This window comes from Winslowiella toletana (genome assembly GCF_032164335.1).
Classification (GTDB): Bacteria; Pseudomonadota; Gammaproteobacteria; order Enterobacterales; family Enterobacteriaceae; genus Erwinia; species Erwinia toletana_A.
Window position 1 is genome coordinate 869746 of record NZ_CP134152.1, and the last position, 15446, is coordinate 885191.

A 15446-nucleotide genomic window follows, 5' to 3' on the forward strand; every position below is an offset into this window, starting at 1 on the left:
TTCAGGAAGGGCGCTATGGTACTGGAAGGTGGCGCGTTCGTCACCTGTCAAAACAGCCCTAATTGCCCGGTTATTAGTGTAGCAAAATCATCCTGAACAAAGGGCAAAATACCCTCGGCTACCGGCTGGAGCTGGCGCGAAAGATAATGATCGTAGTCGAGCGGCGTAAGCCGGGCTTCCAGCGGTTCCGGGCCAGAGGTGGCCATCACGTAGCGAATATAGCCACCGTTCTGATACTGCAACGGGCGGTCTAATTTGCGGTTCTGTTCATCGGCCAGTCGCGCTGCCCGCACATGGGGCGGCACATTACGTTGATACTCACTCAGTGGCCGACGCAGGCGCTTTTTAAACACCAACTGGTCATCAAGTTCGCCATCCAGCAGCTGGCGCACGGTTTCACGAATAAAATCCTGATAGGGTTGGCGCTGAAAAATACGCTGATAAAGCTGTTGCTGAAATTGCTGCGCCAGCGGCGTCCAGTCAGTGCGCACGGTTTCCAGCCCTTTAAATACCATACGCTGTTGACCGCCATCGTTAATCATTCCGGCATAACGCTTTTTACTGCCCTGTTCCGCGCCGCGAATGGTCGGCATCAGAAAGCGATTAAAGTGGGTCTCATACTCCAGTTCCAGCGCGCTTTCGAGGCCAAACTGCTGGTGCAAATGGTCGCGCCACCAGTTATTAACCACTGCCACCAGTTGCTGACCAATTTCATTCGCTTCGGCTTCACCATGGGGTGATTTCAGCCAGACAAAGGTTGAATCGGTGTCGCCATAAATCACATCATAGCCTTGCGCCTCAATCAGCTCGCGGGTTTGCCGCATAATCTCATGACCACGCAGGGTGATTGAGGAAGCCAGCCGGGGATCGAAGAAGCGGCAGGCGCTGGTTCCCAGCACGCCATAAAAAGCATTCATAATGATTTTCAGCGCCTGAGACAGCGGCTTATTGCCCTGTTTTTTTGCCGCTTCGCGGCCAAGCCAGATCTGGTTGACGATTTCCGGCAGGCAGTGTTCTGTACGCGAGAAGCGGGCGTCACGAAAACCCGGCACCGAATGGGCATCGTCAGGCTGCGCCAGCCCGGCGATCAGCCCGACCGGATCGATAAGAAAGGTGCGAATTATCGACGGATACAGGCTTTTGTAGTCGAGAACCAGTACCGAGTCATACAACCCGGGACGTGAGTCCATCACATAACCGCCCGGACTGGCTTCCGGCGCAATTTCGCCGAGGTTTGGCGCAACATAACCGGCGCGATGCATGCGCGGCAGATAAAGATGACCAAAGGCGGCGACCGAACCACCGTGACGATCGACCGCCAGCCCGTTAACCGTGGCGCGCTCGAGTAAAAATGGCATCAGTTCGGTGTGCTGGAAAATACGGGTTACCAGCTCACAATCCTTCAGGTTGTAATGGGCCAGCGCCGGCTTATCGTTGGCAAAACGCTGGTTGATTTCCTCCATGCGCTGCCAGGGATTATTGATCGCTTTGCCTTCGCCCAGCAGCTCACGAGAAACCGCTTCAAGGCTGAATGAGGAGAAGTTCCAGAACGCTGATTTCAGCGCTTCAATACCATCAATGACCAACCGGCCGGTGGCCTGGGCGAAAAACACGCCGGGTTTAAAGCCATGTTCACGCCATTCGAGGGGTTCATTATTGCGGCCTAACCGCAGCGGAATACCGTAGCGGTCAGCATGTTTCTGTAATACCCGCAGATCGAACTGCACCACATTCCAGCCAATCAGCACATCCGGATCGTGCTGCTGAAACCAGGCATTAAGTTTTTCCAGCAGCTGCGGCCGGCTGCTGACGTACTCCAGTGCAAAATCTAGCTGGCTGGCATCGCCATTTTCCGGCCCCAGCATATAAACCTGGCGCTGACCGCAGCCTTCCAGACCAATGCAGTACAGTTCGCCGTGCTGAGTGGTTTCAATATCCAGCGACACCCATTTTAGCGGTGGACGATAATCAGGATGCGGTTTCAGACGGGCGTTTTGCAGGCTGTTACCCAGTGGCTGGCCGCTAAACCACACCGGTGCGGTGATAAAGCGCTCCATTAAAAAGCGCTCTGGCGGGCGGATGTCGGCTTCATAAACCGGTATCTGGTTTTCCCGCAGCAGTTTTTCCAGCCGCTGCAGCTGACGGTACTGACGACAATACAGCCCAAATACCTGACGCAGGCGAAAATCTTTCAGTTCCAGCGGTGCAACGCGGTAGTGGCGTTCATTTGCCAGCAGCTGCTGCACCTGCTGCTGATACTCCAGCGGAATAAAGGCCACCGACTCCTGTTGCGGCAGCACCAGCCGTTGCGGCCCGGCATCGGTTGCCAGCCACAGCACCACCTCCGTTCCCGTGGCGGTATCCCGCCAGTGGCGAGTAAGTAAAAAGCCTGCGCGCGCGTTGTCCACCGAAAACCCTTATTGCGTTAACTATAAGCAATAATAGCATGTTTATTTATACAGTGCTGCAGGCGCTGAGTGTTTAATTGATAATAATTATCATTACACTTTTAAATTATTGCTCAATCTTTCGCTTGTGGCTGGCAAGATACAGAATCAGGTGTTAAACCTTACGGCGATTTAACGTAATAATGTTATTCAGACCGATTGGTATGACATTTTTATGGCAATAAATACGGACGATGTTAATTTATTTTTTAGCCAGGCAGGCGAAGAGTTAATAAAAGGATTTTTACCATGGAACGCCAAATTGTCGCCTATACTCCGCTGGATGACGGTCGGCTGCTATTCAAAAAACTGACCGGCAGTGAGCAGCTTTCCGGATTGTATCGCTTTGAAGTTGAGCTATTAAGCGCCAGTAATGATATCGAGCTGAAATGTTTGTTAGGGCAGTCAATAACGGTTGCATTAAATACCCACAAAGAAATACCGAGATATTTAAATGGCTGTGTTACGCAAATAACCCTGGTAGGACGTGAAAACCGTGGTGAACGTTATTATGTTTATTTGGCGGTTTTACGTCCGGCGCTGTGGCATTTAACACAAAATCGCGATTTCAGAATCTGGCAGGAAAAAAGCGTTCCTGAAATTGTGGCAGGGCTACTGACGGAGCATCAAATCCTTTTTGAGAATCAACTTAGCTGGCGCTACCGGCGGTGGAATTATTGCGTACAGTATCAGGAGAGTGATTTTGATTTTATCAGCCGCCTGATGGAGCACGAAGGGATCTATTACTACTTTAAGCATCAGCTGGGCAGCGAGGTCTGCATTCTGGCTGATGCACCCGGAGCACATAACCCGCTGCCGGGTTATGAAAGGCTGACGTTTCAGCCGGATGAAGAGCAGGTTGCGGAAGCGATAATGAGCTGGAGCGTAACGGATTCTGTGACTCCGGCACGCTACAGCCACGCGGATTACGATTACTTACAGCCACATGCGCGTTTGCTGCAGGTGCGTCAGAATCCCCACTCTTTTGCCAGCGGTAAAGCGGAAGTCTTTGACTGGCCTGGCGGGTTTACCGATCGAGAGCACGGCGAGTTTTATGCCCGAGTGCGTCAGCAGGAGCTTGCTGCACGTCATCAGCAGATAACCGGCAGCGCCAGTGCTGTCGGCATCGCTGCGGGTTTTCTGTTTAACTTTAGCCAGGCGGCCCGCGCGGTGGATGAAGGAGACTACCTCACCATCAGCGCCAGCTATCAGCTGGTGGCAAACCCCTATGCCAGCGGTAACGAGCAGGATGCCGAACAGCATATCAACTTTGTCGTGGTGCCCGCGGTGGTGAACTGGCGACCGGCGCGAAATACCCGCTGGCCGAAAACGTATGGGCCGCAAACCGCCGTGGTTGTCGGGCCGCGAGGTGAAACCTTCTGGACCGATCAATACGGGCGGGTAAAGCTGAAGTTTCACTGGGATCGTCACGGTGGTGATGATGAGACGGCTTCCTGCTGGGTGCGGGTCTCCAGCGGTCGGGCAGGCTGGAAATATGGTGCGGTTCAGGTGCCGCGCATCGGGGAAGAGGTGGTGGTGGATTTTATTAATGGCGATCCGCATCGGCCGATTATTACCGGAGGCGTATATAATCAGCAGAATATGCCGCCGTGGGCGTTACCCAGCGCCGCCACCCGCATGGGCTTTATGTCGCGCAGCAGCGGTGGCAGCATGGACAATGCCAGCTACCTGTTTCTTGATGATGCGCCGGGGCGCGAGATTTTCGCCATGCACGCCGAGCGTGATATGACGATTTCGGTAGAGAACGACCTGAATCTGCAGGTAGACAGTGACGCCCGCTATCTTATCAAAGGCCAGCAACGCACTGAAATTGGGGGAGACAGTAAGCTGACGATTGCCGGCGATCGTAATGTTTGTATTCATGGCGAAGCGAATGTTTCGATTGAGGGTGGCTGGCAACAGAATGTTAATGGCGGAAATATTGCTATTACTTCACCCCATAATATTCATCTGAAAAGTGACAGTAATATAGCCATCAACGCGCCGGGCATTACCTTTACTACCCGGGGAGAAGCCTGCACTATTTCTGGTGTCAATATTGGTATTAATGGTCTTGATATCAAAGTAAATGGTATGACGGCAGGTACTACGCTATCGAGTAATGAATTTAAGGGCGTTTCCAGCAGTATTACCGGCTTTAATATGTCTAAAAGCGCCGTTACGCTGCAAACCGATACCATAAAATACAGTGGTTCCGGAGTGAAGCTGGATTTTTCCAATCAAATATCGATATTCAGCATGCTGCATTTATATATGTAATCACCAGCCTTTATCGCTTGCAGTGTGCTTAAGGATCATCGCATGAAAATAATTAAGCCTCTGCGTTTAAGTGTATTAAACCGGCCTTATTGTTTGCAGGGGGAAAATCAGCTGGGAATTTCGGTATTAGCACTGGCGGATATGGGGGCCACACCGCAATTACGGCCCGAAGCGGAAATGTGGCAACTGGCTGCCAGTGAGTTATCCACCAGCGGTGGCGTGCTGGATTTAGCGATACCAAAAGTCTGCGCCGAATACCTGGCGACCGGCTATGCCTTTAGTCAGCATCAGGCAGATAAAACGCGCTGCACGGTAAAAATTGAAGTCGGGATGTTGAGTAAGACGCTGCTGGTCACCGGCGATCGTCACTGGTTAGCCGATAAACCGTCCTCGCCCCGCTGTTTTCGTCAGATGCGCCTCGACTGGAGCCGGGCTTTTGGTGGTAAAGGCTTCGCGGACAACCCGCAGGGTATTGGCTTTCATCCCGATAACATTGAGGGGCATGATTTTTTTCGCCTGCCGAATATTGAGTCGCTTAGCGGGCGCATGGCATCAGTGGGCGACAGGCCAGAACCCGCCGGATTTGGTCCGTTAGATATCACATGGCCACGACGTTTTTCGCGCGTGGGTCAACAGTACGATACCCATTGGTTACAGCAACATTTTCCGGGTTTCGCGTCGGATATGGACTGGCGACTGTTCAATGCCGCCAGCGAAGATCAGTGGTGGCCGCAGGATGACAGGCTGCCCGCCGGGGCGCAGTGGCGCATCTGGAATATGCATCCAAACCGGCCGTTACAGCAGGGGCGATTACCGCCGTGGCAGGCGCGCTGTTTTATCACCCGTCAGAATCAGCAGCAGTTTGACGAGGTGCCGCTGCGCGCCACGACGCTGTGGTTCTTTCCACATCTTGAGCAGATGCTGCTGATTTGGCAGGGCAGTATCCGCATTGCTGAGGATGATGGTGCCGATATATTGCAGATCTTACCGGCGCTGGAAAAAATCGGTAGTGAACGTTCACTTAGTCACTATCGCCTGGTGCTTGAGCAGCGGCTGGATAAAGAAAAGGGCGCGTTGTATGCCTTTCGTGAAAAAGATCTGCTGCCGGAAGATGCCATTGGGCCATGGCTGGATACCGAGCAACCGGTGCAGGATAGCCCGATTGCGGCAAATTTGCGCAGCCGTGAAATCCACCTGCGACAGCAGCATCGCGCCCGGCTGGACGAACAGGAGCAGGAGAGCAGTCAACAGCCTTCCGGGTTGAGCGAGCTGAGCTTACCCGATCTGGATGCGCTTCCGGCATTTATTGAGCAGCTGGAGCAGCAGGCTGACCAGCTGCACGAGCAAGCAGAACGACACTTTGCACACCACAATCAAGCTAATGCGCCGTCCGCTGCCTTGCCCGGCGGGCCGGAAGCGCTGCATCAGATGCATCAGCTATTGCACAGTCAGGAGATGAGCGAGAAGCAGCGCGCAGAAACCATTTCCTCACTGCATCAAATCTATTTGATGTCGGTGCAGGCACAGCCAGCGGCAGCACGTATCGAGGGCGAAACGGTGCAGGTATTGCGTAATCGCGCAATGACGACGATGGCGCTAAATGGCGACTTCAGCGGACTGGATTTTACCGGTGCCGATCTGTCTTATATGGATCTGCGGGGGGCTAATTTCTCACGTGCGCTGCTGGAGAGTGCGGATTTCAGCCACAGTCAGCTGGACGGGGCTAACTTCAGCGAGGCAATACTCGCCCGCGCTGAGTTCAACCAGGCATCGCTGCGTCATGCGGTATTTGACAATGCCTCGCTGGCCTTTGCCCGTTGTCAGCACAGCGATTTCTCCGGGGCGCATTTCCTCAGTACCGTCTGGCATGAGACGGTACTGGATCACTGCCGCTTTGACGATGCATCACTGAGCGAGATGGTGGTGCATAACGCGATGATATCTCAGACGCGCTTTCATCAGGCTACGCTCGATAACCTGTTGTTTTTAGGATTGTCGTTAGCGGAGCCCGATTTCAGCGCGGCAAGTTTAACTAAAGTCAGCTTTGTACAGTGCCAGCTTGATAAGGCGGACTTCGCTGAGGCACGACTGACGGGGTGTTCACTGGTAGAGAGCCGTGCGGAGTACAGCAACTTCCATCGTGCTTGTTTGCGAAACTGCGCAATCACCGCTGAAAGCCAGTTGTCAGGAGCCGATTTTACGCTCGCGACGCTGACCGAATGTAATCTGCGTCAGTTGCAGCTTGATAACGCTTGTTTTCACCAGGCGAAGCTGGTGAACAGCGATCTCAGTGAAGCCAATTGTCAGCAGGCAGATCTGAGCCGCAGCAATCTGGCAGGCAGTCTGTTTATTCGCACCAATTTTCGTGATGCCTCGCTGGTGGACAGCAACCTGATCGGTGCGGTGTTGCAAAAAAGCCTGCTGAGCGGGGCCGATCTGCGTGGGGCAAATTTGTTTCGCACCGATCTCTCGCAATCGTTGATCACGGAAACGACGCGGCTGAACGATACCTTTATCAGCCGCACCAGGACGCTACCAAAGCGGGAGCGGCAATGAACCGTCTCAGCGCTGAAGCGTTGCAACTGAAGATCAAAAACGGCGAACAGATTGAGCAGGTGTCGTTACGCGGGGCAAATTTACGCGGGCTGGATTTAGCCGGAGGACTATTGCAGGAGGTGGATGTCAGCGGCGCTGATTTTTCCGGTGCCAGTCTGCATGAGACGGTGTTCACCGCCTGCCAGCTCAACGATGCGGTATTCAGCGAAGCGCGCCTCGAACAGGCGGTATTTAATCAGTGTGAAATGAACGCGGTGAATATGGCACGAACAGCGATAACCGACACCATTTTTAACCACTGCCAAATTAACGATGCGCAGTTTAATGACAGTCAGCAGGATAAAAATCAGTTTATCTCCTGTTCACTGCGGCGCGCGGGGTTTACCGGCGCGCCGCTAAGCCATTGCACGTTTTATCACTGTTTGCTGGAGGGCGCACTGATGGACAAGATGCGCTGCCTGCTGACTACTTTTTTTAACATAGATTTACGTCACACCCGATTTGCACGTACCCGTTTCGAACGAGCGGTATTTTTTTCCTGTAACCATCATAAGCAGTGCTATGCGCAGCAGGTGTTTATCGGCTGTCAGTTTTCTGACAATAACCTGGATGCAGTTGATTTTTCCCGCGCGCAGCTGACGCAGTGTAATTTCAGCGGTGCGTCGCTGAAGGGAGCCAATTTGCAACGCGTGAATGCCGCACAAGCGCTGTTTACCACGGCGGATCTCAGCGGAGCGCGTTGCCAGCACAGCGTTTTTGATCAGGCTATTTTTGTTGGTGCCATGCTGGAGGGCTGCGATTTCACCGCTAGCCGTTTTTATCAGGCGATTTTGCAGCAGGTCAATGCCGCGGCGGCAAACTTTGCCGAAAGCGATCTGACATGGGCCGATCTCAGCGGGGCAGATATCAGTCACGCCAATTTTCACCACGCGGTTTTTTTCAGAACGCGTTTCCATTTAGCCCGGCACGCTGGGGCGCATTTTTCCGATCGTAATCATATTATCGAACACGATAGCGAATTATTAGCCGCAGAAGCCTGGAGTCTACTTCGTCAAAGTCGTCGTTAACCGAGGTTTTGTACTATGAATACCGCTAACCAGACCTATCCCGCCGTGCTGTTGTCGCCGCAGCAGTCGGCCGGGCGCGTGACCCATCTGTTTCCCGATGGCACTCTGACCGTTGAATGTGCTGAACGTGGCTGGCACTGCCGGCGTGCCGCCAGCTGCCTGCTGGTTCCGGCAGTCGGAGATGCGGTGCTACTGGTGACGATTGAACAAGGTATATGGGTGCTGGCGATTCTTGATCGTAGCTCACCGCGACAGGTCGCCGAGCTGAGTACTGAAAGCCATTTGCGCATCGTCAGTCAGGGCGAGTTAAGCCTTAACAGTAAAAGTTTGCGGATGACGGCGGAAGAGGCGGATTGCCATATTCATGCGCTGAAATACAGCGGTGAGTCGCTTTCCGCCTGGGTGAACCTGACCAGCCTGGTGGGCAAGCGCTGTGAGTCGGTGTGGCAAACCATTACCCAGATTAGTAATAACGTGTTTCGCAAAACCAGTCAGACCGAACATCTGCGCGCCGGACAGCTGGATATTAAAGCGGAAAATTATCTGCGGATGCATGCGCAAAATACGGTGATTACCGCTAAGGCTATCGCCAAAGTTGATGCCGGTCAGATCCATATGGGTTAAGCAGCAGGAGAGTCTATGTTTGCCAATTGCCAGTTAATGGGGAGCGATCTGGCGCTGCCGGATGTTTGTCTGACGCCAATGCCGTTGCCGGTTCCGCTGCCATATCCAAATATCGCACTGGGGCCAACCGCTATTCCCGTGGCAATGAATATTCTGTTTCTTGGGATGCCGGCGCATAATCTGGCAACGATTATTCCGCTGACCAATGGCGATAATGCCGGAATTAATCTCGGGGTCGCTTCGGGAACGGTAATGGGCCCGGCCCGTCATCTGACGGCTTCGTTTACCGTGTTGCTGAAAGGCTCACCGGCAACGCGGTTGACCAGCCTGAGCCTGCAAAATAGCAACAATACGGTCGGGATGCGTGCCGTTCCCAGCCAGTTTAAGGTCGTGATGATGGCACCTTAAACCGTCGGGTGGTAAAGCTTGCGATAACTGTCAATGTCCGCATACAAAACAAGCCTTGACGCTGCCGCAAGCTGTCAGGACAATCCAACATCCTGAATACCGGATGGAAGCTTATGGAAGCCTGGCTGGAACAATTAATTACCCAATCGCTGGCGTGGTCGCTGTTCGCCGTGATGCTGGTGGCATTTCTCGAGTCACTGGCATTAGTGGGCTTGTTATTACCCGGAACCGTGCTGATGGCGACGTTAGGTGCGCTGATTGGCAGCGGCCAGATGGGACTGTATCCGGCATGGGGGGCGGGAATTATCGGCTGCCTGCTGGGCGACTGGATCTCATATTATATTGGCTGGCAGTTTAAGGGGCCGCTGCATCGCTGGTCTTTTCTGCAAAAGCACAAGTCGATGCTGGATAAAACCGAGCATGCACTGCATCAGCACAGTATGTTCACCATTCTGGTTGGGCGTTTTATCGGGCCAACCCGACCGTTGATTCCGATGGTCGCCGGGATGCTGGAGTTACCGATCAGGAAGTTTGTTCCGCCGAATGTGATTGGCTGCCTGCTGTGGCCGCCGCTCTATTTTATGCCGGGCATTCTCGCCGGGGTAGCAATAGACGTGCCGCACGATGCGCAAAGCGGCATGTTTAAGTGGTTGCTGCTGGCGGTGGCGTTACTGGTGTGGCTCGGTTTCTGGCTGTGCTGGCGCTGGAAGCGGGCGAATAAGCAAAACGACTGGGCAACGCCGTATTTACCGATCGCGCGCTTGCGCTGGCTGGCACCAACGGTTGCCGTTGCTGGCATCGCCAGTTTTGTTGCTATTCAGTTCCATCCAATGATGCCGCTGTTCCGTCATTTGCTGTGGCAGGTATTTTTCGGCCAGTAAGGCCGTGCTGTGGGCCAGCTTTGCTGGCCCCGGCTATTTCCGCGTGACCCCTAAAATCTCCGCAGCGGCGGTTTCGCCCTCTGCCAGAGCGGTAGTTGGCCCATCCCAGTAAACCCGACCGTCAACGATCAGTACGCTACGTGCGGCAATTTGTAGCGCATCTTCAAGGCTGTGCGACACCATCAGTAAAGTGATGTTTCGCTCACTGCATACCTCATCCACCAGCTTGAGCATCTCTTTACGCAGCGCGGGATCGAGTGCAGAAAAGGGCTCATCCAGCAGCAGCAGCGGCTGTTGGCGCACCAGACAGCGCGCCAGTGCCGCACGCTGCCGCTGTCCGCCGGACAGCTGCGCAGGGAGCCGCTCAAGATAGTCGCTAAGGCTGACGCGCGCGGCGATATCGCTGATGATTTGCCGCTGGTGCGCATTCAGCTTTAAGCCCGGATTTAACCCCAGCCCGATATTTTGCGCCACGCTCAGATGCGGAAACAGATTATTTTCCTGAAATAACATCGACACCGGGCGTTGCGCCGGTGCGCTGACAGTATGATCTGCACCGTTCAGTATCAGTTCGCCGCTGTTGGCCGACAGAAAACCGGCAATCAGGCTGAGCAGGGTACTTTTACCGGCCCCGCTTGGGCCCAGAATCGCCAGCCGCTCACCGGCCTGCATCGTCAGAGAGAAACGCATCGGCAGATGATGATAGAGATAGGTTAAATTATTCAGCGTTAGCATGGCGACCCGGCAGCTTTTCAATAAGGGTAAACAGCAGGAAACAGAGCAGCAGCAGCAGCAGTGCGGTAACCGCGCCCTGCTCACTGCGATACGAGCCAATCTGCTGATACAGCCAGAACGGCAGGGTGCGGAAATCGTCGTTGCCAAACAGCGCCACCACGCCAAAGTCACCAATGGATAATACACAGGCGAAGGCCAGTGCCTGTGCCAGCGGGCGCTTCAGGGCTTTCAGCTCGATCAGCCGCAGCCGGTTCCAGCCGCGAATATCCAGTGACAGGCAGAGCCGGTTATAGCGTTCTGCGATATCCCGCAGCGGGTTTTCCAGCACTTTCATCGCGTAGGGGATTGCCATCAGGGCATTGGTGAAAATCACCAGTCCGTCGGCGGACTGCGGCAGACCGACCGTGCTGTTCAGCAGCAGGAAAAAGCCGGTAGCCAGCACAATGCCGGGCATCGCCAGAATCAGCATGCCGCTCAGCTCCAGCGCCTGACCCGCCAGTGCGCGATGACGCAGGCGCAGTTCGCGGCTGGTCCACAGCAGCATGGTGGTCAGCATCACGCAAAGCAGCCCGGCAGCAATTGCAATGCGTAGCGACGTGAAGGTCGCCTGCCACAATGCCGGTTGCCGCAGCACCGAGCCGAAACCCTGATTGATGCCATCGACAATCACCGCCAGCAGCGGTGGCAGCAATAACAGCAACGCCAGCGTGATTAACAGGCCATCGACAAGTTTTGCCCGCCAGCTGTCCTGCGGATTACGCCAGCCGCTTACCGCCGCCGTGCCTGCCGGAATCGCTTTACTCAGGCGCTGACTGAGCATTACCAGCCCGAGGCAACAGACCATTTGCAGCAGCGCCAGTAGCGCCGCGCGTCCGGGATCGTAGTCGTAGCTGAGTGCCTGAAAAATCGCCAGCTCAATGGTGGTGGCTTGCGGGCCGCCGCCCAGCGATAACACGGTAGCAAAACTGGCGAAGCACAGCATAAAGATCAGCGCAGCGGCCGGCATAATTTGCCGCCGCAGCCACGGCCATTCCACCAGCCGAAAATGGTGCCAGCCGCGCATACCGAGCTGGGCAGCCAGTTGCCGCTGCTCACCGGGAATCTGCTCGAGCGTTTGTAACAACAGGCGCGTTGCCAGCGGCAGGTTGAAGAACACATGCGCCAGCAGAATGCCCTGCAGGCCGTAGGGTGAAAATGGGTAGTCAATGCCCAGCAGCTGGCACAGCTGCGCCAGCCAGCCCTGACGACCATAAACGCTGAGAATACCAAATACCGCCACCAGCACCGGCAGCACCAGCGTCATCGCGCAGAGTCGCAGTAGCGCGGCGCGTCCGGGGAAGCGGCGGCGATACAGCGCTCTTGCCAACGGAATAGCCGGAATGACCGACAACAGTGCCGATAATGACGCCTGCCAGAATGAGAAGCCCAGCACGTGCCACAGATAGCTGTCCTGCGCAATGGCGCGCCAGTCGGTTTCCGGCGCGTTAAACCACAGTGCGCCAAACGCCAGTATCGCGACGGCGACCAGCAGTGTCGCCGCCAGGCCGCCAGGGATCATCCAGCCAGCGATTAACGGCTGACGGCGCGTTGCCATGCACTGATCCATTGCGCGCGTTGATCGGCGACTTGCTGTGAGTTGAATTCCAGCGAAGTTTTCGGAACTGTCAGCGTCTCAAAGCCGGCGGGGAGCTTAATGTCGGTAACCGGATACATCCAGTTGCCGGTTGGAATAGCCTGCTGGAACGGCTGGCTGACGATAAATTTCATAAAGCGCTGTGCCAGTTCCGGTTGCTTGCTGCTGGCCAGCTGTCCGGCCACTTCCACCTGCATATAGTGACCTTCGGCGAAATCCGCGGCGGCATAGCGATCTTTCTTCTCTTCGATCAGATGATAAGCCGGCGAAGTGGTGTAGCTCAGCACCAGGTCACCTTCGCCTTTCAGGAACAGGCCGTAGGCTTCGCTCCAGCCTTTAGTGACGGTAACGGTTTTCTTCGCCAGTTTCTGCCAGGCCTGCGGCGCGTCATCACCGAAGACTTTTTGCATCCACAACAGCAGGCCAAGCCCTGGTGTGCTGGTGCGCGGATCCTGATAAATCACTTTCCAGTTTTGATCGCTGTCGACCAGTTCTTTCAGGCTTTTCGGCGGGTTAGTCAGTGTGGTTTTATCGTAGACAAAAGCAAAGTAGCCGTAGTCGTACGGCACAAAGGTGCTGTTGTGCCAGCCGCCAGGAATAGTCAGTTTGCGGGTATCGACATTACTGTCGGTAAACAGGCCGGTCTGCTCTGCCGCCTGCAACAGATTGTTATCAAGACCGAGGATCACGTCAGCCTTGCTGTTTTTCCCTTCCATCCGCAGACGATTCAGCAGGGAAACGCCATCTTCCAGCGCGACGAATTTCAGCTGGCAGTCGCAGTCAGCTTCAAAGGCTTTTTTGATCGCCGGGCCAGGCCCCCAGTCAGCGGAGAAAGAGTCATAGGTATAGACGGTCAGCGTCGGTTTGGCAGCAAATGCCGGTGCCGCTAACAGCAGTAACAAAGGCAGGGTCCTGTTTAACACTATGCGCTCTCCTTGAGAGGGGATTATATGAGGCGCATGATCTGAGCGACGGGCACTCTCAAATCCCTACGCCGGTATGAGCCGGATCAGGTTCGACGGGTTTTTCTCAGCGGAAAAACGGTGGATGGCAAACAGTCGGCATCACAAGGTTTTTCCGCACCCCGTTGAGAACGGCCCATTCTATTGATTTACTGCCCTCAGTGAAAGACTCATGATTCCGGCGGGGCAAACCAGGCTGATTTAAAATCAAACCAGCCGAGGGTGTTCATGCGGACCCCGCGCATACTGCGCTGCCCCTCCAACAGTAGCCAGTGGTGGAACAGAGGATGCAGACTGTAACTGTCGACCAGCAGTTTACTCCAGTCGGCCAGCGACAATGTCTGTTGCCGCCAGCGCTCGGCATCCGCTTCCCAGTCGATCTGCACACAGTGATGGATCAGCGGGATCTCATACAGTAAGGCGAACAGCGAAAACTCCAGTGGCAGGGTAAAATTGGCGCTGCCCAGCCAGATATCACTTTCGGCTTCGCCGCGATACCAGCTGTCGTAATCGATCTGCTGAGTAATCAGTTTTACGCCATGCGCCGCAAGGATCGGTTCCAGCGCATTGGCAATGCCCTGGTGTTCGATATGATCGCTGTACCAGGTGAGGGTTAAGCTGGTCAGCCCCTGCGGTTTTTCCGCTGGCGTCATATCGCGCCGGTGGTGCCAGCGCGGCAGCAGACCATAAGCCGGGAACCAGTAGCGCTGATAGCCGATGCCGGAGTTGTTCAGCAGCGCTATTGGGTTAAAGATATAGCTGACCCAGCGGCGTACCTGCTCATTGCGGCCCTGCGGCGAGCGCTGATCGAACAGCAGAAAGTAGCAGCCCTCTTCCAGCCGGCTCTCTTCTGATTTTTCGTCCTGCTTTTTGCCCTGCAGTTTCACGCCGGAGTAAACCAGTTCATCTGTGATTTCCGGTAATACCCAAATCGCCACTTCATCTATTAACGCGCGATAGCCAAAATAGTCGTCAAATGCCTGAATCTTTAGCTGTGACTGCTGATTGCGCACCACGGAGTAGGGGCCAGTACCGATCGGCTGGCGCGAAAAGTCGGGCAGGGTTGGCCATTCACGCGGCAGAATCATGGTACTGACATTTCCGAGTAGCCACGGCAGCCAGTTATCCGGCTGACTCAGATGAATATCCAGCGCCCACGGAGTGGAAGATTCAATGCGGATCAGATGGCTGAACAGCGGTTGGCTGGTCAGGCGCGTCAGCGAGGCAATAACATCGGCCATCTCCAGCTCGCGGCCATGATGGAAGTGGATCGCCGGACGCAGGTAGAAGCGCCAGTGGGTAGCGGAAATCTGCTGCCAGTGATGGGCAATATCCGCCTCCAGTTCCCCGTTTTCCTCATTTATCCGCGTCAGGCTGCTGAAAATCTGCCTCGCGAGGTGCGTTTCTGAACGGCGTAAGGGGGAACCGGGCAATAAATTAAGCAGCGAGCGGTAATAAAGCACCCGCAGGATATGTTTGCCCTGACGGAAGCTGCGCCCGAGATGGGAAGTAATCATCTGGCGCACCTGGTTTTTATCGCCGACCAGCTGCACTAGCTGATCGATGCGATCCTGCTCCAGCAGATCTTCGGCGCGCTGCTGTTGCAGCGCGAGGCCGGTATAGAGGAAAGTCAGCATCGATCGTTTGCCGCGTCCGGCTTCCGCCTGCCACTCCAGCCAGCCGTGCCCTTGCATCGCGTTCAATAAATTGCGCATATGACGGCGCGAACAGCTGAGCTGATTAGCCAGCTCATTAAGCGTGGTCTCTTGCGACTGGCCATTACAGCTCTGCCACAGGCGAATAAATTGTTGCTGCAAGCGGGGAGAGGACATAAAAGGGGAACTCCGCAGTGA

11 protein-coding genes and 1 riboswitch are annotated in these 15446 nt (G+C 54.9%); of the genes, 6 read left to right on the forward strand and 5 right to left on the reverse strand.

The features are described 5' to 3' along the window. Positions 1-47: 47 nt before the first annotated feature. Positions 48-2408, reverse strand: coding sequence for a DNA polymerase II (polB, locus tag RIN69_RS03990; RefSeq protein ID WP_313855722.1), 2361 nt, complete (start codon positions 2406-2408; stop codon positions 48-50). A 288-nt stretch (positions 2409-2696) separates the two neighbouring features. Between polB and RIN69_RS03995 the strand changes: the two genes are divergently transcribed. From RIN69_RS03995 to RIN69_RS04020, 6 genes are all read left to right on the forward strand, one after another. After that, positions 2697-4727: a type VI secretion system Vgr family protein gene (locus RIN69_RS03995; RefSeq protein WP_313855723.1), complete on the forward strand. Its 2031-nt coding sequence runs from the start codon at positions 2697-2699 to the stop codon at positions 4725-4727. 42 nt (positions 4728-4769) lie between these two features. Next, positions 4770-7283, forward strand: coding sequence for a DUF2169 family type VI secretion system accessory protein (locus RIN69_RS04000; RefSeq protein ID WP_313855724.1), 2514 nt, complete (start codon positions 4770-4772; stop codon positions 7281-7283). Beyond that, a complete protein-coding gene (locus RIN69_RS04005; RefSeq protein WP_313855725.1) occupies positions 7280-8350 on the forward strand; it encodes a pentapeptide repeat-containing protein in 1071 nt (356 codons plus the stop codon). Before RIN69_RS04000 ends, RIN69_RS04005 begins: the two co-directional genes overlap by 4 nt. 15 nt (positions 8351-8365) lie before the next feature. Next, positions 8366-8974, forward strand: a complete 609-nt coding sequence (locus tag RIN69_RS04010) for a DUF3540 domain-containing protein (RefSeq protein WP_313855726.1) — start codon at positions 8366-8368, stop codon at positions 8972-8974. Between the two features lie 15 nt (positions 8975-8989). Continuing rightward, on the forward strand, positions 8990-9382 hold the full coding sequence (locus RIN69_RS04015; protein WP_313855727.1) for a DUF4150 domain-containing protein: 393 nt from the start codon (positions 8990-8992) through the stop codon (positions 9380-9382). Between the two features lie 113 nt (positions 9383-9495). After that, on the forward strand, positions 9496-10263 hold the full coding sequence (locus RIN69_RS04020; RefSeq protein WP_313855728.1) for a DedA family protein: 768 nt from the start codon (positions 9496-9498) through the stop codon (positions 10261-10263). A 33-nt stretch (positions 10264-10296) separates the two neighbouring features. On the opposite strand, the gene thiQ is transcribed toward RIN69_RS04020, so the two are convergent. The 4 genes from thiQ to sgrR all read right to left on the reverse strand — a co-directional run bounded on the left by thiQ (position 10297) and on the right by sgrR (position 15425). Continuing rightward, positions 10297-10998 (reverse strand): thiamine ABC transporter ATP-binding protein ThiQ, encoded by a 702-nt coding sequence (gene thiQ, locus RIN69_RS04025; protein WP_313855729.1) that lies wholly within the window; start codon positions 10996-10998, stop codon positions 10297-10299. Then, entirely contained in the window at positions 10982-12592 is a 1611-nt protein-coding gene (gene thiP, locus RIN69_RS04030) for a thiamine/thiamine pyrophosphate ABC transporter permease ThiP (protein ID WP_313855730.1), read from the reverse strand. Before thiP ends, thiQ begins: the two co-directional genes overlap by 17 nt. After that, the gene (gene thiB / locus RIN69_RS04035; protein ID WP_313855732.1) at positions 12568-13554 is read right to left on the reverse strand and encodes a thiamine ABC transporter substrate binding subunit; all 987 of its coding nucleotides are present in this window, start codon (positions 13552-13554) and stop codon (positions 12568-12570) included. Before thiB ends, thiP begins: the two co-directional genes overlap by 25 nt. Positions 13555-13599: 45 nt before the next feature. Continuing rightward, a riboswitch (TPP riboswitch) is annotated at positions 13600-13728 on the reverse strand. 35 nt (positions 13729-13763) lie between these two features. Continuing rightward, on the reverse strand, positions 13764-15425 hold the full coding sequence (gene sgrR / locus RIN69_RS04040) for an HTH-type transcriptional regulator SgrR (protein ID WP_313855734.1): 1662 nt from the start codon (positions 15423-15425) through the stop codon (positions 13764-13766). Between the last annotated feature and the right edge of the window lie 21 nt (positions 15426-15446).

What these genes read in the sequence shown, in the direction of transcription:
- RIN69_RS03995 (WP_313855723.1), top strand. Translation starts at nt 2,697, where the DNA reads ATGGAACGCCAAATTGTCGCCTATACTCCGCTGGATGACGGTCGGCTG.
- RIN69_RS04005 (WP_313855725.1), top strand. Translation starts at nt 7,280, where the DNA reads ATGAACCGTCTCAGCGCTGAAGCGTTGCAACTGAAGATCAAAAACGGC.
- thiP (WP_313855730.1), bottom strand. Translation starts at nt 12,592, where the DNA reads ATGGCAACGCGCCGTCAGCCGTTAATCGCTGGCTGGATGATCCCTGGC.
- RIN69_RS04010 (WP_313855726.1), top strand. Translation starts at nt 8,366, where the DNA reads ATGAATACCGCTAACCAGACCTATCCCGCCGTGCTGTTGTCGCCGCAG.
- thiQ (WP_313855729.1), bottom strand. Translation starts at nt 10,998, where the DNA reads ATGCTAACGCTGAATAATTTAACCTATCTCTATCATCATCTGCCGATG.
- RIN69_RS04020 (WP_313855728.1), top strand. Translation starts at nt 9,496, where the DNA reads ATGGAAGCCTGGCTGGAACAATTAATTACCCAATCGCTGGCGTGGTCG.
- RIN69_RS04000 (WP_313855724.1), top strand. Translation starts at nt 4,770, where the DNA reads ATGAAAATAATTAAGCCTCTGCGTTTAAGTGTATTAAACCGGCCTTAT.
- sgrR (WP_313855734.1), bottom strand. Translation starts at nt 15,425, where the DNA reads ATGTCCTCTCCCCGCTTGCAGCAACAATTTATTCGCCTGTGGCAGAGC.
- RIN69_RS04015 (WP_313855727.1), top strand. Translation starts at nt 8,990, where the DNA reads ATGTTTGCCAATTGCCAGTTAATGGGGAGCGATCTGGCGCTGCCGGAT.